Source organism: Caulobacter vibrioides OR37 (genome assembly GCF_000372645.1).
Taxonomy (GTDB): Bacteria; Pseudomonadota; Alphaproteobacteria; order Caulobacterales; family Caulobacteraceae; genus Caulobacter; species Caulobacter vibrioides_E.
Window position 1 is genome coordinate 23,675 of record NZ_APMP01000013.1, and the last position, 22,906, is coordinate 46,580.

13 protein-coding genes are annotated in these 22,906 nt (G+C 68.9%); 9 read left to right on the forward strand and 4 right to left on the reverse strand.

Translation table 11 applies throughout. The features are described 5' to 3' along the window. Positions 1 to 125: 125 nt before the first annotated feature. Together OR37_RS11500 and OR37_RS11505 are read right to left on the reverse strand one after the other, a co-directional pair. Positions 126 to 1,052, reverse strand: coding sequence for an alpha/beta hydrolase (locus OR37_RS11500; RefSeq protein WP_004619876.1), 927 nt, complete (start codon positions 1,050 to 1,052; stop codon positions 126 to 128). A 25-nt stretch (positions 1,053 to 1,077) separates the two neighbouring features. After that, positions 1,078 to 2,187: an alpha/beta hydrolase fold domain-containing protein gene (locus OR37_RS11505; protein WP_004619878.1), complete on the reverse strand. Its 1,110-nt coding sequence runs from the start codon at positions 2,185 to 2,187 to the stop codon at positions 1,078 to 1,080. A gap of 221 nt (positions 2,188 to 2,408) precedes the next feature. Between OR37_RS11505 and OR37_RS11510 the strand changes: the two genes are divergently transcribed. From OR37_RS11510 to OR37_RS11550, 9 genes are all read left to right on the forward strand, one after another. After that, the gene (locus OR37_RS11510; RefSeq protein WP_054508548.1) at positions 2,409 to 3,422 is read left to right on the forward strand and encodes an alpha/beta hydrolase; all 1,014 of its coding nucleotides are present in this window, start codon (positions 2,409 to 2,411) and stop codon (positions 3,420 to 3,422) included. A gap of 107 nt (positions 3,423 to 3,529) precedes the next feature. Next, positions 3,530 to 5,701 (forward strand): TonB-dependent receptor, encoded by a 2,172-nt coding sequence (locus tag OR37_RS11515; RefSeq protein WP_004619885.1) that lies wholly within the window; start codon positions 3,530 to 3,532, stop codon positions 5,699 to 5,701. A 250-nt stretch (positions 5,702 to 5,951) separates the two neighbouring features. Further along, the gene (locus OR37_RS11520) at positions 5,952 to 7,643 is read left to right on the forward strand and encodes a carboxylesterase/lipase family protein (protein ID WP_004619886.1); all 1,692 of its coding nucleotides are present in this window, start codon (positions 5,952 to 5,954) and stop codon (positions 7,641 to 7,643) included. A 25-nt stretch (positions 7,644 to 7,668) separates the two neighbouring features. After that, a complete protein-coding gene (locus OR37_RS11525; RefSeq protein WP_004619887.1) occupies positions 7,669 to 8,553 on the forward strand; it encodes an ROK family protein in 885 nt (294 codons plus the stop codon). A gap of 129 nt (positions 8,554 to 8,682) precedes the next feature. Further along, positions 8,683 to 11,091 carry a membrane-bound PQQ-dependent dehydrogenase, glucose/quinate/shikimate family gene (locus OR37_RS11530; protein ID WP_004619888.1) on the forward strand — a complete coding sequence of 803 codons (2,409 nt, stop codon included), beginning with the start codon at positions 8,683 to 8,685 and terminating at the stop codon, positions 11,089 to 11,091. A 118-nt stretch (positions 11,092 to 11,209) separates the two neighbouring features. Beyond that, positions 11,210 to 11,593, forward strand: a complete 384-nt coding sequence (locus OR37_RS11535) for a hypothetical protein (protein ID WP_004619889.1) — start codon at positions 11,210 to 11,212, stop codon at positions 11,591 to 11,593. A gap of 57 nt (positions 11,594 to 11,650) precedes the next feature. Beyond that, positions 11,651 to 12,880 (forward strand): TolC family protein, encoded by a 1,230-nt coding sequence (locus tag OR37_RS11540; protein ID WP_004619890.1) that lies wholly within the window; start codon positions 11,651 to 11,653, stop codon positions 12,878 to 12,880. A 12-nt stretch (positions 12,881 to 12,892) separates the two neighbouring features. Continuing rightward, a complete protein-coding gene (locus OR37_RS11545) occupies positions 12,893 to 14,071 on the forward strand; it encodes an efflux RND transporter periplasmic adaptor subunit (protein ID WP_004619891.1) in 1,179 nt (392 codons plus the stop codon). A 33-nt stretch (positions 14,072 to 14,104) separates the two neighbouring features. After that, positions 14,105 to 17,302: an efflux RND transporter permease subunit gene (locus OR37_RS11550; protein ID WP_004619892.1), complete on the forward strand. Its 3,198-nt coding sequence runs from the start codon at positions 14,105 to 14,107 to the stop codon at positions 17,300 to 17,302. A 121-nt stretch (positions 17,303 to 17,423) separates the two neighbouring features. On the opposite strand, the gene OR37_RS11555 is transcribed toward OR37_RS11550, so the two are convergent. Continuing rightward, positions 17,424 to 20,270: a TonB-dependent receptor gene (locus OR37_RS11555; protein ID WP_004619893.1), complete on the reverse strand. Its 2,847-nt coding sequence runs from the start codon at positions 20,268 to 20,270 to the stop codon at positions 17,424 to 17,426. Positions 20,271 to 20,765: 495 nt separating this feature from the next. Further along, a complete protein-coding gene (locus OR37_RS11560) occupies positions 20,766 to 22,898 on the reverse strand; it encodes a phosphocholine-specific phospholipase C (RefSeq protein WP_004619894.1) in 2,133 nt (710 codons plus the stop codon). Positions 22,899 to 22,906 lie beyond the last annotated feature (8 nt).

Consider the following 22,906-nt stretch of genomic DNA (forward strand, 5'->3'; position numbering starts at 1 on the left):
GAAAGTGTGAGCGGTTTCGGCGGTTATCACGCTCTAAATGTTTGATTTAGAGCCTTATTTTCCGCTCGAATGATTCCATTCGAGCGGATAAGGCTCTAGAGCCCCTTACGAGCTGATTGGATCAATCAGACCGGAAAGGGCGCCAGCAGGAAGGCGAGCGCTTCGTCGAGGCGCTCGCGCCACGCCCCTTCGTCGTGGCCGACGCCGGCATAGACGCGAACGCGAAGATCCTTGTCCTCGACGTAGCCCAACGCGCTCAGCGCGCCGACCAAGGCGGCGTGCGATGGCGGATAGAAGCGGTCGATGCTCAGCGCGCTTCTGTCCAGCCACAGGCGATGCGACCCCGCGCGCGGCATATGGCGTCGGGCGAACACGCCCACGGCGCGCGCGACGTCCTCCGCGAAGCCCGCGGGCAGGGGCTCGGTCTCCGTTACGGGCAACAGGCTGAAATGGGCCGACAGCATGGCCGCGCCCGCGAAAGTCTCGGGATATCGCGCCAGCAGCTCCGCCGCCGCCACGGCCCCCATCGAAGACCCCGCGAGGAAAGCGCCCGCCTGTCCCGGCGAGGTGGCGAAGGCGTCTTCGATCAGAGGCTTGATCTCTTCGACCAGCATCCGGGCGTAGGCCGCTGATTTCGGCGCGCCAGGCCAGGCGTCGAGGATCGCCTGACGCGCTGGCGCGGCGAGCTGCTCCAGGATCAGCGCGGGGGCGTACTCGGCGAAGCGCTCGTGCGTGCAGGCGACGCCCACGACCATGATCGGCGCGATTCGCCCCGCGTCGATCAGTCGTGACAGGCAGGCGTCCGCCTCCCAGGCCACGCCGAACGGCACCAGCCGAGCGTCGAACAGGTTCTGGCCGTCCTGCATGTAAAGCACCGGCAAGGGCGCGTCGTCGTCCACTCCATCGGGCCTCCAGACATAGAGGTCGCGGGCCGCGAGATCGCGGGATGCGAAACCGCGTAAAACGCGGAGTTGGCCGCGTCCGCTCGGCGAGGGGAGGCTGGTCCAGCCTTTGGGCGCGCGCTCCGGCGCACCCGGCGTGGCTCTGGGCATTGACGCGCTCCTGATCCCTGGCGCGTCAGCGGCCCAGATGTTTGTCGAAGAACTTCAACATCACATCGTAGGCTTGGCGCGATTCCGGCACGTCGGCATTGTAGAAGAATCCGTGGAACAGGCCTTCCCAGACGTGGAGATCGGCCTCGACGCCCAACCGGACCAACTGGGTGTGGGTATAGACCGTCGAGCTCAGCTCGAAGCCTCGGGTGGCGGTGATCAGCAGGGTCGGGGGGAATTGGCGAAGAACCTCGTCCGAGGCGGTCGGCGACACCAGGGGATCCTTGACGCTCGCGCCGGCGAGATAGGGTAGGGCCGAACCCTCCGAGGCCGGGCGGGCGGGCGGCCAGGGCGCTGGCGGACGGGCGTCGCCCAGCGGACCGGTGAAGAAGTCGGCGTCGCCGCCGAAGCCCGACGGCGACAAGGTCGCGCCCGCGCAGAAGATGCCGATCGCGCCGGGACGCGGCAGGCCGTGGGCCTGGAACCAGGCGACCGACATGCCGGTCAGCATTCCGCCCGCCGAGCAGCCATAGATGCCGATGTTCTTGGCGGGGTAGGTTTTCAGCAGTTCGCGATAGACCGAGGCCACGTCCTCGCTGGCGGCCGGGAAGTGATGTTCCGGCCCTTGTCGGTAGTCCACGGCGACAACGCGAATGCGTCCCAGGCTGGTCAGGGGCAGGGACTCAAGCTCGCCGCAACCCTGGAAGCAGCCCATGAAGCCGCCGCCATGCAGATTGATCAGCACGCGGGCGCGGTTCTCGGGCGATACGCCGCCCTTGGGCGTATAGTCATAGACGTGCACGCCCCCAATCTTGGCATCGACCCGGTCATGGGGAAACAGAACGCGCTGCCGGGCCAGATAGGATTCCATGAAGATCGGAACCCCGTCCTTTTGCGCCAGCAATTCGGGCTGCTGCATCTGGCGCAGGTGCTCGGCCATATAGGCCTTGGCCTCGGGCGACAGCAGGCTCGAGACCGGAACGCTCATGGCCGGCGCCAGGACGGTTCCGTCTGGATCGACCCGCACCGGCGAGGGCTTACGATCCTGGGCCGCGGCGACGCTGGCCGCCAAGGCAAGCAGGGCGATCACCGTCGCCTTGACCGCACCGCGCCCGCGCGCGTTTCGGGTTTCCATCTCGTCTTCTCCCTACGGTCGGTCCGGGCCGTCGATTGGTGTTTCGTCTCGCGCCGCGGCCTCGGCTGGACCGAACTAAAAACGCCTCGGTAATCGATTGCAAGTTTCTTCTTCGCGGGGGTTGTAATCGATTGCCTTTTCGGGGATCACTTTAGGGAGGAGCCGAAGTGCTCCGAGTCGGGGAGGCTAATTTGGCCGTATCGAGACGCGATTTGCACGCGATGATGCTGGGCGCCGCGGTCGCCGCGGGCGCGACCCCGTCCTTGGCGGGCGTCAGCCCGAGCGGCGAGGATCTTCTGGCCAATGTCGATCCGGAGCTGCGGGACGCGGCCCGCGCGCTGCTGGCCAAGCCTCAACCGAACTGGACCGTGCCGCAGCTTCTGGCCTTGCGCGCTCATTTGCCCCCGCCGCCAAAGCCCCTGGCCAGTCCGGCCGTGGAGCGCCGCGTCGTTCCCGGCGCTCCAGGCGGGCCGGACGTGCCCGTGCAGATCATCGGCGCCGTCTCGAGCGCCAAGCCGCGACCGGCGTTGCTGCATATCCATGGCGGCGGGTTCATCCTGGGGCGTCCCGAGGATGCCACGCCTGTTTGTCAAACCATCGCCGCGGAGCTGGATTGCCTGGTGGTCAATGTGGACTACAGGCTCTCTCCCGAAACGCCTTTTCCCGGCCCGGTCGAGGATTGCTACGCGGCGCTAGCGTGGCTGCATCGTAACGCGGAGGCGCTGGGCGTCGATCGCGACCGCATCGCGGTGATGGGCGAAAGCGCCGGCGGAGGCTTGGCGGCGATGGTCGCTATCGCCGCGCGCGATCGCCGCGAAGTGAAGTTGCGCTATCAGGTCCTCATCTATCCCATGCTCGACGATCGCACCGGCAGCACGCGGCGGGTTCCGTCGTCCATTGGCCGCATCGGCTGGAACGAGGCTGGCAATCGCTTTGGCTGGTCGTGCTTTCTGGGCGCCCCCGCCGGCAAGGGCCAGCCGCCCCGCGGCGCCTCGCCGGCGCGCGTGGCCGACCTGAGCGGCCTGGCGCCGGCCTTTATCGGCGTCGGCGGCATCGATCTCTTTGTCGAGGAGGATCTCGAATACGCGCGACGCTTGGTGCTCGCGGGCGTGCCGACCCAGTTCCAGCTCACGCCCGGCGCCTATCACGGGTTCGATTTCGTGGCGCCGCAAGCCCGACCGTCCAAGGCGTTCACCGCCGCGTGGATGAGCGGGCTGCGCGCCGCGTTCGCCTGATGTGAGCGGAGACCGGCGCGCGAGAGAGGCTCATGCGGGGTGTCGCGAAGAGCGCGGCAATCGATTACATTCATATCGCTAGACAATAAAAATGGGGAGGTATCGTCGTGAGAAAGATTGAATTCAACACGCGGTCGCGTTCAGCGCTTTGGCGTGGAGTTAGCCTGGCGGCCCTAGCCGGCGCGTTCATCGCCGCCGCCAGCGGTCCGGCTCTGGCCCAGCAAGCCCAGGGCGACGCGGCGACGCCGGAAAAGCTCGACGAGGTGGTGGTCACCGCGCTCAAGGGGGGCTCTCAGGTCATCGCGCGGGCGCCCGTCGCGATCCAGGCCTTCTCCGAGAAGGTGCTCACCGAGCGCGGGGTGCGCGATGGCGCGGACCTGATCCAGATGATCCCGGGGGCGTCGCAAGCCCAGGAAATTGGCGCGGGCTACCGCATCTTCTCGTTCCGGGGCTCGGGCGCCGGCGGACCGGTCGGCGACGGCATGATCGGCTATTATCTGGACGATACCCCGTTTGGCGTTCCCAACAATCAGGCCGCGCCGCCGCTGCAATATTTCGACATCGAACGGGTGGAAGTGCTGCGCGGGCCGCAAGGCACGCTGTACGGCTCGGGCTCGATGGGCGGCGCGATCATCTATCGCACCAAAAATCCTAGCCTTAGCCGGATGGGCTTCACGGCCGAAAGCGAACTGTCGGGGACGCGCGAGGCGGGCGATCCCAACTATCGCGTGGCCGGCGCGGTCTCGATCCCCATCATCGAGGACAAGCTGGGGCTGCGCGTCAGCGGCGGCTACGACAAGCGGGCCGGCTACAACGACATCTATCAGGGGGCTCCGGTGGGGACGCCCTACAAGACGGACGCCAACGGCGTCATCGCCAAGAACCTCCAGGCGGTGCTCTTGTGGAAACCCACCGACCTCACGACCGTGCGACTGCGCGCTTGGCGGTTCAGCACCGACCAAGACTATCTGAACGTCATGAATTCGGTGGATCCGCCCTACGCGGCCTATCAGGGCACGGTCAACGGCTATGATCGTCGGCGCGCGAACTACTACTCGGCGACCGTCACCCATGCGTTCGATGGTCTGACGTTGACCAACGCCACCTCATACCAGAAGTCGCTGCCGGGCGGCTTTGGCGTGGCGCTGAACCTTGGCGCGCCGCTAGGGATCGGCACGCTGATCAATGGCGGCGACGCCAACAGCTTCGTGAACGAGTTCCGCCTCGCCACGTCCGGCGATGGCCCGCTGCACTGGGTGGGCGGGGCCTTCTACCAGAAGGCGCGCGGCCTCTATACCTTCTCCCTGAACTTTCCCACCCTGAAGCTGGGGGGAAGCACGATCACCCGCACGGAAAATGCCTCGGTGTTCTCGGAAGTCAGCTACGACCTGATGGGCGGCAAGCTGGTGCCTCTGTTGGGGCTCCGCTACTTCAAGGATGATCGCTCCTCGGAGTCCGTGACCAACGGTCAGTTGATCACGAGCCATGCCAAGCCGGACGCCCTGACCTGGCGGGCGAACCTGGCCTACTATCCGTCCGACAAGTGGATGCTGTTCTTCAACGCTGGCACGGGCTTCCGGAGCGGCATCCTGCAGTCGCAGGCCCAAGCCAACGCGGTGATCGCGGACGGCGTGCCGACCGGCGTTTCGTTGACGCCCGACAAGCTGCGGAACATCGAGATCGGCGCCAAGGGCAAGCTGTTCGACGACAAGCTCCACCTCTCGGTCAGCGCCTACGACATCAAGTACACAAACCTGCAGAGCGCCTTCAATACGTCGATCGGCCTGTCCGCCTTCGCCAATCTCGGCGACGCCAAGACGCAGGGGATCGATATCGAGGCGTCGTGGGACACCCCGATCGAGGGCCTCAACCTGGCCGTGGTTGGCAACGTCAACACCTCGGAGTTCACCAACGTCATCCCCGCCTTCGCCGCCGCCAATCCGCGGAACAAGAGCGGCCAGGAGCTTTTCAACACGCCGCCGTACAACTGGCGCCTGGATGTGAATTATCAAAAGAGCATCGGGGCTTACGACGTGTTCGCCAACGCCTCGGCCACCGCCGTCGGCAAGGCGCGCAATAGTGATCCCACCGTCAACACGCTGAACCCCTACCAACTCTATCGCGCCAGCGTCGGGGTTCGGAAGGGCGCCTACACGGTCAAGCTCTTTGGCGAGAACCTGTCGGACGAGCGTGGACCCACCGCGGCGAACGGCCCGACCCTGCTGGCCGGGCCGCGTCCGCGGACCATCGGCGTGAACCTGAGCTTGGACTTCAACTAGAGCGCGTCATGTTTAAGCGTGAGCCGATAAACAGGCTTTAGGCCCGCACCGATCAGCGCGGGCGCCGATGTCCGCGCTTGATCATTCTCCCAACTGAGGATGGGCGCGCTCGCCGTCGCGGGGATCGCGGCGGCGAAGCGGCCCTTTTCTCGCGCGGGGAGATGCGCCCCTGCCGCTCTCCCCGCGACTTTCTCTCTTTGGAAACCAGACGCATCCGTCGATGAGCGTCGCAGCGACCGAGGGTTCTTCCATGAGCGGTGTCTTCGAGGATCGCCGCGGCTCAGGCGTGGCGCGCCGCTCCATCCTGAAGGGCGCGGCGCTTGTCGCGGGCGCCCAGGGCGCGATGGCGGGGCCGGCGAGGGCGACGACCCGGGCCGCGAGGACCGGCCTGACCGCCGGCGCGGGCGTGGCGCAAGCGGCCACCGCCTCTGGGCGCGTGGCCGGCTATGTGCGCGACGGGATAAACATCTTCAAGGGGGTGCCCTATGGCGCGCCCACGGGCGGGACGGGACGGTTCCTGCCGCCGCGGCCTCCGGAGCCCTGGACGGGCGCGCGCAGCGCGCGCCACTACGGACCCATCTGTCCCCAGGACCAGGGAACAGGGCGCCTAAACGACGAGGAAGCCTTTGTCTTTCAATGGAACGACGCCGTTCAGAGCGAGGATTGCCTAAGGCTCAATGTCTGGACGCCTGGCTTGGCGCCCTCGGGGCGACGACCGGTGATGGTCTGGCTGCACGGGGGAGGCTTCGCGGCCGGCTCGGGGCACGACCTGCCCGCCTTCGACGGCGAGAACCTCGCGCGCCGCGGCGATGTGGTGGTCGTGACCCTGAACCATCGCCTGAATGTCCTGGGGTATCTTGATCTGTCCCATGTCGACGAGCGGTTCGCCCAGTCTGGCAATGTCGGCATGCTCGATATCGTCGCGGCCCTGGCGTGGGTTCGCGACAACATCGCCCAGTTTGGCGGCGATCCTGATCGTGTCCTGATCTTCGGTCAGTCTGGGGGCGGGGCCAAGGTCTCGACCCTGATGGGCATGCCCGCCGCCCGCGGTCTCTTTCATCGCGCCATCGTCATGAGCGGCTCGTTCAGCTGGGCCGTCTCCCAGGAGAAGGCGCGGCGCCTGACCGATCTGACCCTGGCCGAACTGGGCCTTGCGGCATCGGACGCGGCCCGCCTTCAGACCATGCCGCACGCGCGCCTTCTGGAGGCGGGGCAAAGAGTCCGGGCGCGGGTCAACAAGCCTTTCGACGGCTTCGTGGACGCCCGCCTTATCCCGAACCAGCTCGATTTCGCCCCCGTGGTCGACGGGGCCGTTCTGCCGACCTGTCCGTTCCATCCGGACGCGCCGGCGATTTCGGCGAACGTGCCGCTGATGGTCGGCACGACGCTCAATGAGTTCGTCCACGGAATAAACCATCCGGAGGTCGAGACCATGAGCGAGGCCGAGCTCGCCGCGAGGGCCGAGCGTTTCCTGCCGGGAAGAGGCGCCGGCCTGGTGGCGGCGTTTCGACGGCGAACGCCGAACGCCAGTCCCTTCGATATTTGGTCGCGGATCGCGACCGCGCCGATCCGCCAGGCCGCGGTCGATCAAGCGGCGGTCAAGGCGCGCCAGGGCGGAGCGCCCGCCTATCTCTACGCGTTCAACTGGCGCTCGCCCGTGCTGGACGGCCGGCCGCGCGCGTTTCACTGCCTGGATATCCCCTTCGCCTTCGCCAACACCGATCGCTGCGACTCCATGACGGGCGGCGGCGAGGACGCCGCGGCGCTGAGCGCCAAGGTCGCGGACGCCTTCGTCGCTTTCGCGCGGAGCGGGGATCCCAACCACGCGGGCCTGCCGCGCTGGGATCCGATGTCCGCCGAAGGAAGCGCCACCATGATCTTCGACGTCCAGAGCCGCCTTGAACGCGATCATGACGCCGACGAGCGGGCGGCGATCCGGTGAAGAGACGTCTTGGAGGCGATGCCCAATGACCTATGCGGGCGTGGAAATCGGCGGCACGAAGGTCGTGGTCGCGTTTGGGTCAGGGCCCGAGGATCTCGGCGACCGTGTGCGCATTCCCACCACGGCGCCAGACGAGACTCTGGAGGCGCTTTTCAAGGTGCTGGAGGCGCGACGCGCCCGGTCGGGTCTGAGGGCCGTCGGGGTCGCCACCTTCGGACCGGTGAGGCTAGATCCTGGCGCGGCGGACCACGGTCGGCTGTTGGCGACGCCCAAGCCCGGCTGGTCCGGCGTTGATCTCTTGGGCGTCTTGAGCGGATTGGGACTGCCCATCGGACTCGATACCGACGTCAATGGCGCGGCGCTGGGCGAGGGGCGTTGGGGCGCCTGCGCGGGTCTGGCCGACCATGCCTATATCACCGTCGGAACCGGCGTGGGCGTCGGTCTGGTCGTCAATGGCGCGCCCGTTCATGGCGCTCTGCATCCCGAGCTGGGGCATCTGCCCGTGCGCCGCGATCCCGCGTCGGATCCGTTCGTCGGCGCGTGTCCGTTTCACGGAGATTGTCTCGAGGGCTTGGTCAGCGGCGCCGCGCTCGCCGCCCGGCTGGGCCGTCCGGCCGAAACCCTTTCCACCGACGATCCGCTATGGGACCTCGTCTCCGACTACTTGGCGCAGATGATCGTCGCGCTGACCTACACGATAGCGCCCCGTCGGATCGTGCTGGGCGGCGGCGTGGGTCAGACGCCTCACGTGCTGTCCCGGACCCGCGAGCGCGTGGCGTCCTGGTTGGGCGGCTATCTTCCCGACCTTCGCCGCCCGGGCGTCCTGGAGGACTATCTCGTCGCCCCGGCGCTGGGGGAAAATTCCGGAGTCCTGGGCGCGATCGTCCTGGCCGAAAACGCCTCTGCCTGACCCTGGAAAGTCCGCGCCTGGCGGAGGCCCCCTAGAAGCGCCGCGCCGCTGTCCAATGACGACGAGCCGACATGGCCCCGGAACCACGCCGGGCCAGGGCGGTTATCCGACCGTATTGGAGGACGGACCATGCCCCTGAACGGCGAGCGCTCGAATGGTGTGGCTTCGTGGCCGCCGCGTCTTCTGGGCGCGGCGTTTTTGCTGATCGGCCTGGTTCTGGCGGTCGGCGGGGCCTGGCTGGCCGTGCTTCATGGATCGCCCTACTACGGTCTCGCGGGCCTGGGGCTGATCGTCTCGGGCGTGCTGCTGATCACGCGGCGGATCACCGGCGTGTGGCTGTACGCGGCGGTGTTCGCCGCCACCTTGGTCTGGGCGCTCTGGGAGGTCGGCTTGAACGGCTGGGCGCTGGTCCCGAGGCTCGTCGGGCCGCTGGTCCTGCTGTGGCTGGCCCTGGCCTGCGCGCCGTTGCTGACCGTCGACCGTCGGGCGCGGAAACTGGCCGGCGGGCTCTTCGCCGGCTCCCTGATCCTGACCATGGTCGGCGTCGCCGCCGTCGCCATCGCCGCCGCCCCGGGCAAGCCGGGCGAGCCCTCCTCGGCAAGCGGTCTCCTGGCGATGGACGGGACGATGGCGGCCGGGGCCGACTGGACGGCCTATGGCGGAACCTACGGCGCGCAGCGCTACTCGACCCTGGCCCAGATCACGCCGGAGAACGCCGGCCAGCTGCGGCGCGCCTGGCTGTTCCACACCGGCGACATGCCCGACACGCCCGAGGCCAAGAAGCAGTACGGCGCCGAGACCACGCCGCTGAAGGTCGGGGACGCGCTGTATCTGTGCACGCCCAAGAACGTGATGATCGCGCTCGACGCCGCTACCGGCAAGGAACGCTGGCGGTTCGATCCGAAGGTCGCGGACATCCACATCCCCTATACGGCCGCCTGCCGCGGCGTCGCCTATTACGCCGCGCCCAACGCCTCGGGACCGTGCGCCCGGCGGATCATCGAGGGCACGTTGGACGCGCGGCTGATCGCGGTGGACGCCGGCACGGGCCAGCCCTGCGCGGGCTTCGGCTTCGGCGGCCAGGTCGACACCAATCAGGGCGTCGGCAAGGCGGCGGCCGGGATGTTCTCGATCACCTCGGCCCCGACCATCGTCCGGGGCGTGGTCGTCACGGGCCACCAGGTTCTGGACGGCCAGCGGCGCGACGCGCCCTCGGGCGTGATCCAGGGCTATGACGCCGTCACCGGACAGCTGCGCTGGGCCTGGGACATGACGCGCCCGGACCTGACCGGCGCGCCGCCGCCCGGCCAGACCTATACGCGGGGCACGCCCAACATGTGGACGACCGCCAGCGGCGACGAGGCCCTGGGCCTTGTGTATCTGCCGCTGGGCAACAGCGCCGTCGACTATTGGAGCTCGACCCGCTCGCCGCTGGAGAAGGCCCATTCCAGCTCGCTGGTCGCCCTGGACGTGACCACCGGCAAGAAGGTCTGGTCGTTCCAGGCGGTGCACAACGACGTCTGGGACTACGACCTCGGCTCGCAGGCCACGCTGGTCAACTTCCCGACCGGCGCGGGGACGGTCCCCGCCCTGGTGCTGCCGGGCAAGCAGGGCGACCTCTATGTTCTGGATCGCCGCACCGGCGCGCCGCTGACCGGCGTGGTCGAAAAGCCCGTTCCGCAGGGCGGCGTCGAACCCCAGCAGCGCGCGCCGACCCAGCCGTTCTCGCTGTTCCACACCCTGCGCAAGGCCGACCTCACCGAAAAGCGGATGTGGGGCATGTCGCCGATCGATCAGATGATCTGCCGGATCCAGTTCCGCCGCGCGACCTACAAGGGCTTCTACACCCCGCCCGAGACCAAGGGTCATTACGTCGAATATCCCGGCTATAACGGCGGCTCGGATTGGGGCGGCATCGCCGTCGACCCGGCGCGCGGGGTCATCGTCGCCAACTACAACGACATGCCGAACTACAACCGCCTGGTGCCTCGCGCCGAGGCCGACAAGAAGGGCTGGGCGCCGCGCGGCGAGGAACGCGGCGGTTCGATGAAGAAGGGCGCGGAAGGCGCGGGCGACCCGCAGTGGGGCTCGCCCTACGCGATCGACGTCAACGCCGGCTGGCGCCTGCCCCTGACCGGCCTGCTCTGCAAGGAGCCGCCCTATGGCGGGCTGACCGCCATCGACCTTCGGACCGGCCGGACCCTGTGGGACCGTCCGTTCGGATCGGCGCGCAACAACGGTCCGTTCGGCATTCCCTCGCGCTTGCCCATCGAGATCGGCACGCCCAACAACGGCGGGGCGGTGGTCACGGCGGGCGGGGTGATCTTCATCGCCGCGGCCACCGACGACCTGATCCGGGCCGTCGACCTGAAGACCGGCAAGACGCTGTGGACCGACCACCTGCCCGGCGGCGGGCAGGCCACGCCGATGACCTACGAGATCGGCGGCAAGCAGTATCTGGTCATCATGGCCGGCGGGCATCACTTCATGGAGACCAAGATCAGCGACGCGCTCGTGGCCTACGCGCTGCCGAGCTAGAGCCTGTCTGGTTTGGAGGGATCCCTCCAAACCAGACAGGCTGGATCTTCGAGGGCGCTGGTCGGCCGTGATTATGTAACACATTCTCAGCTGGCGGCTTCCCGGCTATAGCCAGCCCATGGCTTCGACGCGGAACTGGCTGAAGACGGTGTCGGGAGCGCTGTGCGCGCTCCTGCTGCTGGTCTTTACCGTCACGCCGGCGGTCGACGCCCTGATCTGCGGCGCCGAGGACGCGCCCGGCGCCAGCGCTCAAGTCGGCGCCGACGAGGCGGTCGCGAGTCCGGACCACGCCGACAATGCCCATCCCGGCAAGGCCCATCCCGGCAAGGCGGGCGCCGAAGCCTGCGCGCACGGCCACTGTCACCACGCCGCGCCCGTCGCGCCGGCGGTCGGCGCGGCCTTCGCGTTCAAGACCATCCTCCCGCCGACCCTGAAGCCGGAAGCCGGCGGGGTTCCGCCGTCCAACACGCCCGACGCGCCCAACGAACCGCCCAGAGCCTGACGACGCCGCGCCATCGCGCGCGATCCCCCTCGTCAGCAACCTCATCTGGGACTTTCCATGTTCTCCCGACATGTCCGCCCCGCCGTGCTTTGCGCGGCCGTGGCGATGGCCGGTCTTGGCGCGCCCGCGCGCGCTCCGGCCGAGCCGCTTACCCTGGCCGACGCCCTGGCGCGCGCCCAGGTGCGATCCCCGCTCCTGACGGCGGCCCAGGCCGCCGTGGCCGCCGCCGAAGGCCGCGCCCGCCAGGCCGGCCTGCCCCCCAATCCCGAAGCCGGCCTGCAGTCCGAGAACCTCGCGGGGGCGGGTCAATACCGCGACTTCAAGTCGGCCGAGACCACGCTGTCGGTCAGCCAGCGCCTCGAACTGGGCGGCAAGCGGCGCGCGCGCCAGGCCGCCGCCGTCGCCGAGGTCGAGGCCGCCCGACTGAGCGCCGCCATCGCCAAGGCCGATCTCGATCAGGAAGTCGCCGCGCGCTACGCCGAGGCGCTGGCCGCGCGGGACCGTCTGTCGCTGGCCCGCGAGACCGCCGAGCGCGCCGAAAGCCTGGCCAAGGCGGCGGCCGTCCTGGTCGAGGCCGGGCGGGAGCCGCCGCTGCGCGCCCTGCGGGCCGAGGCCGCCAGCCGGGAAGCCGCCGCCGCGGTGGTCGCCGCCGAGGCCGAAGCCGAGGCCGCGCGGCGGGCCTTGGCGACGCTGTGGGGCGAGGCGGCCGACGCGGTCGATCTCGTCGACACGCCCGCGCCGGAGGCCGTCGGGGCGCGGGGCGTCGATCCGGCCGAGACTCTGGACGCGCGGCTCGCCCGGGCCGAACGGCGGACCGCCGAGGCGGTGATCGACCGCGAACGGGCCGCGGCTCGCCCCGATCTCACCGTTCAGGCCGGCGTGCGGCGGTTCCAGCAGAACGGCGACGCCGCCCTCGTCGTCGGCGTCTCCGCGCCGATTCCGGTCTTCAACCGCAACCAAGGCGCGGTCGCGGCGGCGCGGGCCGACGCTGCGGCGGCCGAGGCCCGGGAGCGACTGGCCCTGGCCCGGTCGATCCGGACGCTGCGCGACGCCCAGGCCTCGCTGGTCGCGGCCAACGCCCGGGTGGAGGCGCTGCGGGGGCGGATCCTGCCGGGGGCGGAGACCGCCGTGGACCTGGCCCGCCGGGGATTCGAGGCGGGCAAGTTCTCGCTGCTCGACGTGCTCGACGCCCAGACGGCCCTGACGACCGCCCGAACCGATCTCATCGCCGCGCGCCTAGAGCGCGCCAAGGCGCTGGCCGCGCTCGAACGCGCCGCCGCCCAATAAGGAAAGCTGATCATGATATCCATGGACGGAAAGACCCTGCTGACGGCCGTGGCGGCCAGCAGCCTCCTGGCGGCCGGGGGCGGCGCCCTCGTCGGCAAGGCGCTGTTCGCCGGGCCCGCCCGGCAAGCGAGCGCCGCCAAGCCCGAGGACGATCACGCCGACGAGAAGCCTCGGGTGGACATGCCCCCCGAGCGGATCGCCGCCGACGGCGTCCAGGTGCTGGTCCTGGCCGACGGCGGTCTCGACGCCGCCGTTCCGGCCCAGGCCACGGTGGTGGCCATGCCCCACGGCGCGGCGATCCTGGCCGCCCGCGCGGACGGCGCGATCACGCGGATCAACAAGCGCTTGGGCGACCCGGTCGCGGCCGGCGAGGCGGTCGCCATGATCGAGAGCCGGGACGCGTCCGCCATCAGCGCCGAGCGCGCCGCCGCCGCCGCCAAGGCCCTGGCGGCCCGCCAAGCCCTGGCCCGCGAGCGCACGCTGTTCGAGGCGCGCATCACCGCGCGTCAGGATCTCGAGGCCGCGCGGGCCGAGGCCGCCATCGCCGAGGCGGAGCTGCGCCGCGCCAACAGCGCGGTCGCGGCGGCCGGGGTCGGCGGCGACGGCCGGGGCCTCCTCGTCACCAGCCCGATCTCGGGCCGGATCACGGCCGCCAGCGCGACGCTCGGCGCCTATGTGACGGCGGGCTCGGAGCTCTTCCGGGTGGCCGATCCGGGCCGGGTCGAGATCCAGGCGGCCTTGCCCGCCGCCGACGCCCGACGCGTCAGGCCGGGCGACCCGGCGGTGGTCGAGACCGCCGACGGACCGGTGACGGCCTCGGTGCGCGGCGTGACCCCGGGCCTGGACGCCGAGAGCCGGTCCGCCACGGCGGTCCTCGTCCTGAACGGCCCGGCGCCGGCCCTCGCGCCCGGTCAGGCCTTGCGCGCGCGCATCACGCCGCGGGACGGCGCGGTCGCGGTGAGAGGCCGCTTCGTCGCGCCCGAGGAGGCCGTGCAGTCGATCAACGGCGCGGATGTCGTGTTCGTCCGTACTCGGAATGGCTTCGAGACGCGCCCGGTGCGGGTCGGCCGTCGCGGCGCCGGCCAGGTGGAGATCGTCTCGGGTGTGCGGGCCGGCGAACGGATCGCCGGCAAGGGCGCCTTTCTGCTGAAGGCCGAACTCGGCAAGGGGGAGGCCCGTCATGAGGACTAACGCGCGCGGGACCCCAGGCGGGGAGGGCGTCCGATGATCGGCCGCGTCCTCGACCTTTCGGTCCGCTTCCGCTGGGCCGTCATCGCCCTGGTCGCGCTGGTCGCCGCCCTGGGCGTCCACAACCTCGCGAGCCTGCCGATCGACGCGGTTCCCGACATCACCAACAAGCAGGTGCAGATCAACACCGTCGCCGGGACCCTGGCGCCCGCCGAGGTGGAGAAGCTCGTCACCTTTCCGGTGGAGACGGCGATGGCCGGCGTCCCGGGCCTAGAGTCGACGCGCTCGATCTCGCGCAACGGCTTCTCGCAGGTCACCGTCGTCTTCAAGGAAAAGACCGACATCTATTTCGCGCGCCAGCAGGTGGCCGAGCGTCTGACCCAGGTGCGCCAAAGCCTGCCGGCCGGCGTCGAGCCCGCCATGGGGCCGATCTCGTCCGGACTGGGCGAGGTGCTGATGTGGACGGTGGCCTTCGAGCATCCGGGCGGCAAGGGCGCCAAGCGCCAGGACGGCGCGCCGGGCTGGCAAACCGACGGCGCCTACCTGACGACGACCGGCGAGCGACTGGCCGACCCCACCGCCCAGGCGGCCTATCTGCGCGAGGTGCAGGATTGGATCGTGCGGCCGGGGATGCGCGCGGTTCCGGGCGTGGCCGGGGTCGACTCCATCGGCGGCTTCGACAAGCAGTTCGTGGTCCAGCCGGATCCGATCCGGATGGCGTCCCTGGGCGTGTCGTTCGGCGATCTGGCCAAGGGGCTCGAGGCGGCCAATCTGGCGGTCGGCGCCGGCTTCGTCGAACGGGGCGGGGAGGCGTTCCTGGTCCGGGCCGACGCCCGCGTGCGAACGGTCGACGAGATCGCCAACGCCATCGTCGCCGCGCGCGAGGGCGTGTCGGTCCGCGTGCGCGACGTGGCCGTGGTCAAGGTCGGCGGCGGCCTGCGCGGCGGGGCGGCGTCCGAGAACGGCGAGGAGGTGGTGGTCGGCACGGCGCTGATGCGGACCGGCGAGAACAGCCGCGCCGTCGCCGTCGCCTCGGCGGAGCAGCTGACGCGGATCGCCGAGCGCTTGCCGCCAGGGATCAAGCTCCAGATCACCTACGATCGTTCGAAGCTGGTCGGCGCGACCATCAGGACCGTCGAGAAGAACCTGACCGAGGGCGCGCTGCTGGTGGTCGTGGTGCTGTTCCTGCTGCTCGGGAACTTCCGCGCCGCCTTGATCACCGCGCTGGTCATCCCGCTCTCCATGCTGATGACGGCCATCGGCATGAACAGGCTGGGCGTCTCGGGCAATCTGATGAGCCTGGGGGCCCTGGACTTCGGCCTGATCGTCGACGGCGCGGTGATCATCGTCGAGAACGCCCTGCGTCGCCTGGCCGAGCGCCAGGGCCACGAAGGCCGCCTTCTGACCCTGCCCGAGCGGCTTTCGGAAACCCGGGAGGCGGCCCGCGAGATGATCGCGCCGACCGTCTATGGCCAGGCGATCATCCTCTTAGTGTACGCGCCGCTGCTGACCTTCACCGGCGTCGAGGGCAAGACCTTCTCGCCGATGGCGATCACGGTGATGCTGGCCCTGGCCAGCGCCTTCGCGCTGTCGCTGACCTTCATTCCCGCCATGATCGCGCTGCTGATCCGGGGGCGGGTCGCCGAGAAGGAGGTCGCGCCGGTCCGCTGGGCCAAGGCCCGCTACGAGCCCCTGTTGCGCAAGGTCGTGGCCCGTCCGCTGCCGGTGATCCTGGGCTCGGTGGGGGTCTTCGTCGCCGCCGTGGCGACCTTCGCCCTGCTGGGTCGGGAATTCACGCCGCAACTCGACGAGAAGGACCTGGCCATCCAGGCCCTGCGCATTCCGTCGACCTCGCTGGAGCAGTCGCTGCGGATGCAGCGGCGCATCGAGCGGGTGATCGCGGGCTTTCCGGAGGTGGCCTTCGTCTATTCCAAGACCGGCGCTTCCGAGGTGGCCAGCGATCCGATGCCGCCCAACGCCTCGGACGCCTTCGTCATCCTCAAGCCTCGGAAGGACTGGCCCGACAAGCTCGAGACCAAGGCCCAACTGATCGGCCGCATCGAGGCCAAGCTGGAAGGTCTTACCGGCAACGCCTACGAGTTCAGCCAGCCGATCCAGATGCGCTTCAACGAGCTGATCGCCGGCGTCCGGGGCGATGTCGCCGTCAAGGTCCATGGCGACGACCTGGACGCCATGGCCAAGTCCGCCGAGGAGATCGCCGCGGTGCTGCGCGGGGTCAAGGGGGCGGCGGACGTCAAGGTCGAGCAGACCTCGGGCTTCCCGACCCTGGACGTCCAGCTGGATCGCGAGGCGATCGGCCGCCACGGCCTGACGGTCGAGGCGGTCGCCGACACCCTGGCCGTGGCCATGGGCGGTCGCCAGGCCGGGCTCGTCTTCCAGGGCGACCGCCGGTTCGACATCGTGGTGCGCCTGCCGGACGCCAGCCGAAACGATCTCGACGCGGTCGGCGCCCTGCCGGTCATCCCGCCCGGCGGGGGCGGAACGCGCGCCGCGATCCCGCTGCGCGACCTGGCCAAGTTCTCGTATTCGGAGGGCCTCAATCAGGTCGGCCGCGAGAACGGCAAGCGACGCGTGGTCGTGCAGGCCAACGTCCGGGGCGCCGATCTGGGCGGCTTTGTCGACGAGGCCCGGCGCGAGGTCGAGGCGCGGGTCAAGCTGCCGCCCGGCTCCTGGCTGGTCTGGGGCGGGCAGTTCGAGAACCTGAAGGCCGCCCAGGCGCGCCTGGCGCTCGTCGCGCCGCTCTGTTTCCTGCTGATCTTCGGGCTGTTGTTCATGGCCCTGGGCGGCGCCGCGCCGGCCGCGGCGGTGTTCTCGGCGATCCCGCTGGCCCTGGCCGGCGGCGTGTTCGGCCTGGCCCTGAGAGGCCTTCCGTTCTCGGTGTCGGCCGCCGTCGGCTTCATCGCGCTGTCGGGCGTGGCGGTGCTGAACGGCCTGGTCATGATGACCGCCATCCGGCGGCGACTGTCGGCCGGCATGACGCTGGAGACGGCGATCATCGAGGGGGCCGTGGAGCGTCTGCGGCCCGTGATGATGACCGGCCTGGTCGCCTCTCTCGGCTTCGCGCCCATGGCCCTGGCCACCGGCGCCGGGGCGGAGGTCCAGCGTCCGCTGGCCACGGTCGTCATCGGCGGACTGATCACCGCCACGGCCCTGACCCTGTTCGTCCTGCCGGCCATCTGCCGCTTCCTGCCGCGCGGGAAGACGCCGGCCTGAGCGAAGGCTCGGCTCAAAGAAAAGCCCTTCCGGCGCGGGCCGGAAGGGCGAGTTGAGGGGAAGCTCCGGGGCGTGTTCGGGCGGAAGTCGCCGCCCGAACGCGGTCCACGTCAGGTCGAAGTCAGTAAGCGTAGGCCACGCGCAGGATGAAGTTGCGGCCCGGCTCCATGTAGTCTTTCTGATAGGACGGGTTCTTGCCCTTGGTCGTGTAGTAGCGGTGCCCATCCAGGATGTTCTGCACGTCGAAGTCGACGGTCAGGCCGCGACGGATGTTGTAGCGGGTGTGCAGATCCAGCGACTTGTTGGGCTGAACCCACTTGTCGACCGCGTTGTCGCGCGTGTCTTCGATGTAGGCCCCTTGATACTGGTAGCTCAGCTTGGCCTCGATGCCGTACTTCTGATAGGTCAGCGAGGTGTTGTAGATCAGGTCCGGCGCCTGGATGAACGAGATCGGGTGGCCGCGACGATAGTCCAGGCCGGTCTCGGCCGACGAGGTCTGGGCGGTGACGTTGGCCTCGACGCCGAAGCCGTCGAACGGCGCGCCCAGCCCCTCGAACGACTTGATCAGGTTCAGCTCCACCCCGGTCAGGGTCGCCTTCTCGCCGTTTTGCGGCTGGGTGATGGTGATCGTGCCGTTCTTGGTGTCGGCGTTCACCGAGCGGCCGTTGGTGAAGATGAAGTGCTTGATCTTCTTATGGAAGACGCCGACGGACACCAGGCTGGAACGGTCCGGATAATATTCGGCCGACAGGTCGAAGTTCAGCGACTCGCCGGGCTTGAGGTCCGGATTGCCGCGGCTGATGGCGATGATCTCCTTGGTCGCCGGATCGCGGGTCACGCTCTCGCCGCGCGAGATGTTGGCGTATTCCGGCCGCGAGAAGCTGGTCCAGATCGCGCCGCGATAGACGAGTTTCAGGCCCTGACGATAGACGGCGGTGACGCTGGGCAGGACGTTGGTGTAGTCGCGGTTGGTCTTGCCGAAGCCGGACGTCGTACCGTCGTTGATCCAGGTGGTGGTCTCGACCTTGGTGTGTTCGACGCGGGCGCCGCCGATGACTTCCAGAGCCCCCGACCGGACATGGGCCAGGGCGTAACCGGCATAGATGGTTTCCGAGCCCTTCTTGTCGTCGCTGTTCAGGTCCGCGGTCGAATACGACACCGGATGGGCGGCGCGCGCGGCGTCCAGCGCGGCGATCACCCGGTCCCGGCTCATGATCGAGCCGTAGTAGTAGCGGTCGGTGAACAGGCCGCTGACCTGACGCTCGACCAGGCCAGACGCCGCCAGCGACTTTCCGTTCAGCGCGGTGCCGGACAGGTCGCCTTCCCAGATCGGCGTGGAGTCATATTCGCGCTCCGACTTCAGATACTTGAAGCCGCCCTTCACGTAGTCGATCAGGCCGTTCAGCTCGTAGCGGGCGTCTACCTTCAACGCGGTGCGGGCGTCGGACTGCTTGTTCTTGTTCATCGACGCGCCGTCGAACGGCAGCAGGTCGTCGCGATGGTCGACATTGGCGGCGTAGGCCGGAAGCTGCGCCTGAGGGAAGCGCGGATCGGCCGACGACCACAGGATGCCGGTCGAGGTGAACATCGGATCGGTCGAGCATTTGTCACAGTTGTAGCCGATGCCGTAATAGAGCGGCGTGCCCTTCTCGCCGTAGGAATAGCTGAGGTCGTAGTCGAGGGTCAGGCGCTCGAAGCGGCTGTGGCCGCCCGCGTTGATCGTGTAGAGCGACGAGTCCTGGTCCTGGGTTTCGAAGGTGCGGGCGAACTGGAAGGCCTTGGGGTTCCAGACGCCCGAACGGCCAAATAGCGACCAGTACGACTTGCTCGACTTGCGGTCGGCGTCGGTGATGAGGCCGTCTTTGTCCGCGTCGACGATCTGGGCCACGGTGTAGCCGTAGATGTTGCCCTTCACCGGGTCCTTGCCGATGATCATCTGCTCGGGCTGAAGCAGGGTCGTGTCGTCCAGATTGACCTGGGTCAGGCGCGCGGTTGTGCGGCTGCGCTCGTCGGTATAGTCGTTGACGCCCTTGCGGTTCAGCTTGGCGTACTGGCCGCGAACATAGAACTCGTGATGATCGACGTGATAGTCGATCGAGAAGTTGCCGCCATAGCGCTTCTGTTCGCCGCGGCGGAAGTCGAGGTCGATGCCGGGCAGGTACATCGAGCGGCTGTCGATGGCCTCGGTCGAGTTCTTGCGCCAGTGGTAGGGCTCCCACTCGCCGTCGTTCTCGGTCTCTTCGTTGGTGTAGTGGCTCTTGCCGTAATAGACCGAGCCGAACAGGCCCAGGCGGTCGTCGGCGAACTTGCGGGCGACGTCGATCTGGATCTGGCCGCTGCCGGCCGGCTCGTTGTCCTTCTGGGCGCGGTCATTGAGGCCGTAGGAGGCGAAGACGCGCAGGGTCGGCTTGCGGAAGTCGAAGGCGGTCGGGGTGACGAAGTTGACCGCGCCGCCGATCGCGTCGCCGTCCAGGTCCGGCGTCAGGGTCTTGTAGACCGCGATCGCCTTCAGGCCGTTGGGCGGCAGAACCGTCATCGACATCTTGCGCGAGCTGGAGTCGGTCAGCGCCACGCGGGTGCCGTTGATCGAATAGGCGTTGTAGGTGCTGGCCAGGCCGCGAATGGAGACGTACTCGCCCTCGCCGGTTTCCTGGTTGACCACGACATTGACGCCGGGAATGCGGGCCAGGGCGTCGGCGACGTTGGCGTCGGGCAGCTTGCCCAGGTCGTCGGCGGAGATGACGTTGACGACGCCGGTCGCCTTCTTCTGCTCGTCGATCGAGTTGGCGGTCGACAGGCGCTGGCCGGTGATGACCAGCTCGCTGACGGCGTCGGCGGCGGGCTTGGCCGGGGCGTTCTGGGCTTGCTGATCGCCCGTTTGGGCATGGACGGCCGGCGCGAAGGCGAGCGCGAGGACGCTGGCGCCGGTCAGGGCCGCGAGCTTGAGGCGCGATGGCGGGTTGAACATGGTGACTCCGTTGATCTGTCCCGACGCCCGCCCCCCAAGGGCGCGCGCCTTCACCTCCCGGCGGTGGGTCACCGTCGGGCAAAAAACGACCCGACACCCCTGTGAGAGGGCGTTCAGGCTTGAGCTGTGCGAGGCCGTATCCCGTCCGCGATGCGCTGTTCGTGAAGCCCCCTTTACGAACCGCGATCATAAAAAATGCGAATGAGACAATTTGATCTATACGAAAAAAGTATGACGGCTTGTTGACGCCAGGAGGTTGTGAAAGGGCGCCGCGTCCTGGGGCGCGGCGTCAGGGGGGGGCGGCCCCGGACCAGGAGGCGCGCGCGAAACTCAAGCGCGAGCGGCGAGCCGCTGGCGCTCTAAATTTCTGAATTCAGGCGGCCTTTAGAGCGTGATAGCCGAAAGTGTGAGCGGTTTCGGCGGTTATCACGCTCTAAATGTTTGATTTAGAGACTTATTTTCCGCTCGAATGATTCCATTCGAGCGGATAAGGCTCTAGGCGTTCAGCACCATCTTGCCGATGCCCGGGTCGGTGCGGCTGACCCGGCCGGTTTCGACGTGACCGGCGAATTGCGCGCTCCAGCGTTTGTCGGCGTCGTGGGTCAGGCGGAAGGCGTACCAGTGATCGCTGGCGGACGGGTCCAGGACCAGCCTTGCCTCGCCGCCGGGCGGCAGGGCCGCCGTCTCGGCGCCTTCGACGAACGCGAAGGGATAGGCCGGCTCGCCGGTCAGGGTCACGCTCAGGGGCTTGGCGCCGTCATTGCGAAGCTGAACGGCCAGGCCGCCGGTCCCGGTCTCGGAGACCGCCGCGGTCAGCCCGCCGGCCCGCTCGCGGTGGCCCCGGAACCGGCGATAGAAGCCGTTGGGGCCGTGCACGACGAGGTCGTAGTCGCGCACGTCTTCCATGGCGAACAGGTCGGCGACGTGCCGCTCGCCAGGCGTCAGCGTGTAGTGGCGCGGGGCGGCCGGCGCGTAGGCGGCGTAGTCGTGGAGGGTGAACACCGCCCCGACCTCGCCCTGGTTGACCAAGGTGACCCGGAAGCGGCCGTCGACGACGCCGCCGTCGACGGCGAGGCGATAGGGCAGGGCTCGCGCCAGGCGGCGGGCCGGATCCTGAACGGCGGCGACCTGCGTGGCCGGGATCCGCAGGGTCGGCTGGCGCGCCGCGTGGGCGATCCGGTCGAGATAGTCGGCGGTGTCGGGCAGGCCCAGGCTGTGCGTCTCGGCGTTGGGAGTCTTGAAGTCGAAACAGGCGGTCAGATCGCCCGCGACCGCGCGCCGCCAGGGCGAGATGTTCGGCTCGCGCACGCCGAAGCGCTTTTCCAGGAACATCAGCGTCGAGGTGTGGTCGAACAGCTGCGAGCAGACATAGCCGCCGCGCGTCCAGGGCGAGACGATGATCGCCGGCACCCGAATGCCCATGCCGATCGGCTGGACGCCGCGCACCATCGGGTGGGGGTGGTTCGAATAGTCCTTGAACTCCCCCGCGACGCTGACCCCGCTGTGGCCGCGGCTGGCGTCGGCGGGCGGCATCGGCGGGGGCATGTGGTCGTAGAAGCCGCCGGCCTCGTCATAGTTGATCATGAACACGGTCTTGGAGAACACCTCGGGGTGCTCGACCAGGGCCGCGATCAGCCGGGCGGTCAGGTGCTCGCCCGCGGCCGGCACGCCCTCGGGATGTTCGGACAGCGCCTGGGCGGTGACGATCCAGGACACCTGGGGCAGCTGGCCGCTGGCGATGTCGCGCCGGAACGCCTCGACCAGCTGCGTCCCGTCCGAGCGGCTGCGATCGGGCTCGGGCCGGCCCTCGGACACCCAGGCGCGGCCGCGACGATAGAGGTTCGAGTCCCTGGGGCAGGGCCGGTAGGGGGCGAACACCGAGAGGATGTTGTCGCAGTAGTTGTCGTATTCCTGATAGACCTTCCAGCTGACGCCGGCCTTTTCCAGCCGCTCGGGATAGGTCGTCCAGGCGTAGGGCGTGATCGGCTGGTCGGCCGCCATGTCGGCCCACGGGGTCTCGTCGTGGCCGTAGTTGGTCATCACCGGATCGCCGCCCACCGCGCCGCCGCCGTTGCAGCCGGTCATCATGTGCATCCGGTTCGGATAGGTCTGGGTCAGGGTCGAGCAGTGATAGGCGTCCAGCACCGTGAAGCTGGACGCCAGGGCGTGATAGAAGGGCAGGTCGGCGGCCGTGTAGTAGGCCATGCGCCGGTCCATCTGCTTGGACTCGCCCCAATGGTCGTAGCGCCCGCCGTTCACCAGCAGGGTGGCGGCGGTGTGATGCTGGTCGGCGCCGTCGACGACATAGGCGTTGGCGGTGCGGGAGTCGGCGTGGAACGGCTGGACGAAGCCGTCGGGGTGCTGGTCGCTGGGCTGGCGCCAGACGGTCTGGCCGTTCAGCAGCCGCAGCGGCCGGGGATCGCCAAAGCCGCGCACGCCGGGCAGCGTGCCGAAATAGTGGTCGAACGCGCGGTTCTCCTGGGTGAGGATCACCACGTGTTCGACGTCGCGGATCGTGCCGGTGCGGTGGTGCGCCGGGGTGGCGAGCGCGCGGTTCAGCGTGGCGAGCGCGGCGACGCCGAGCCCCCCGGCGGCTGTCTTCAGAAAGGCGCGGCGATCAAACGACATGGTCATCG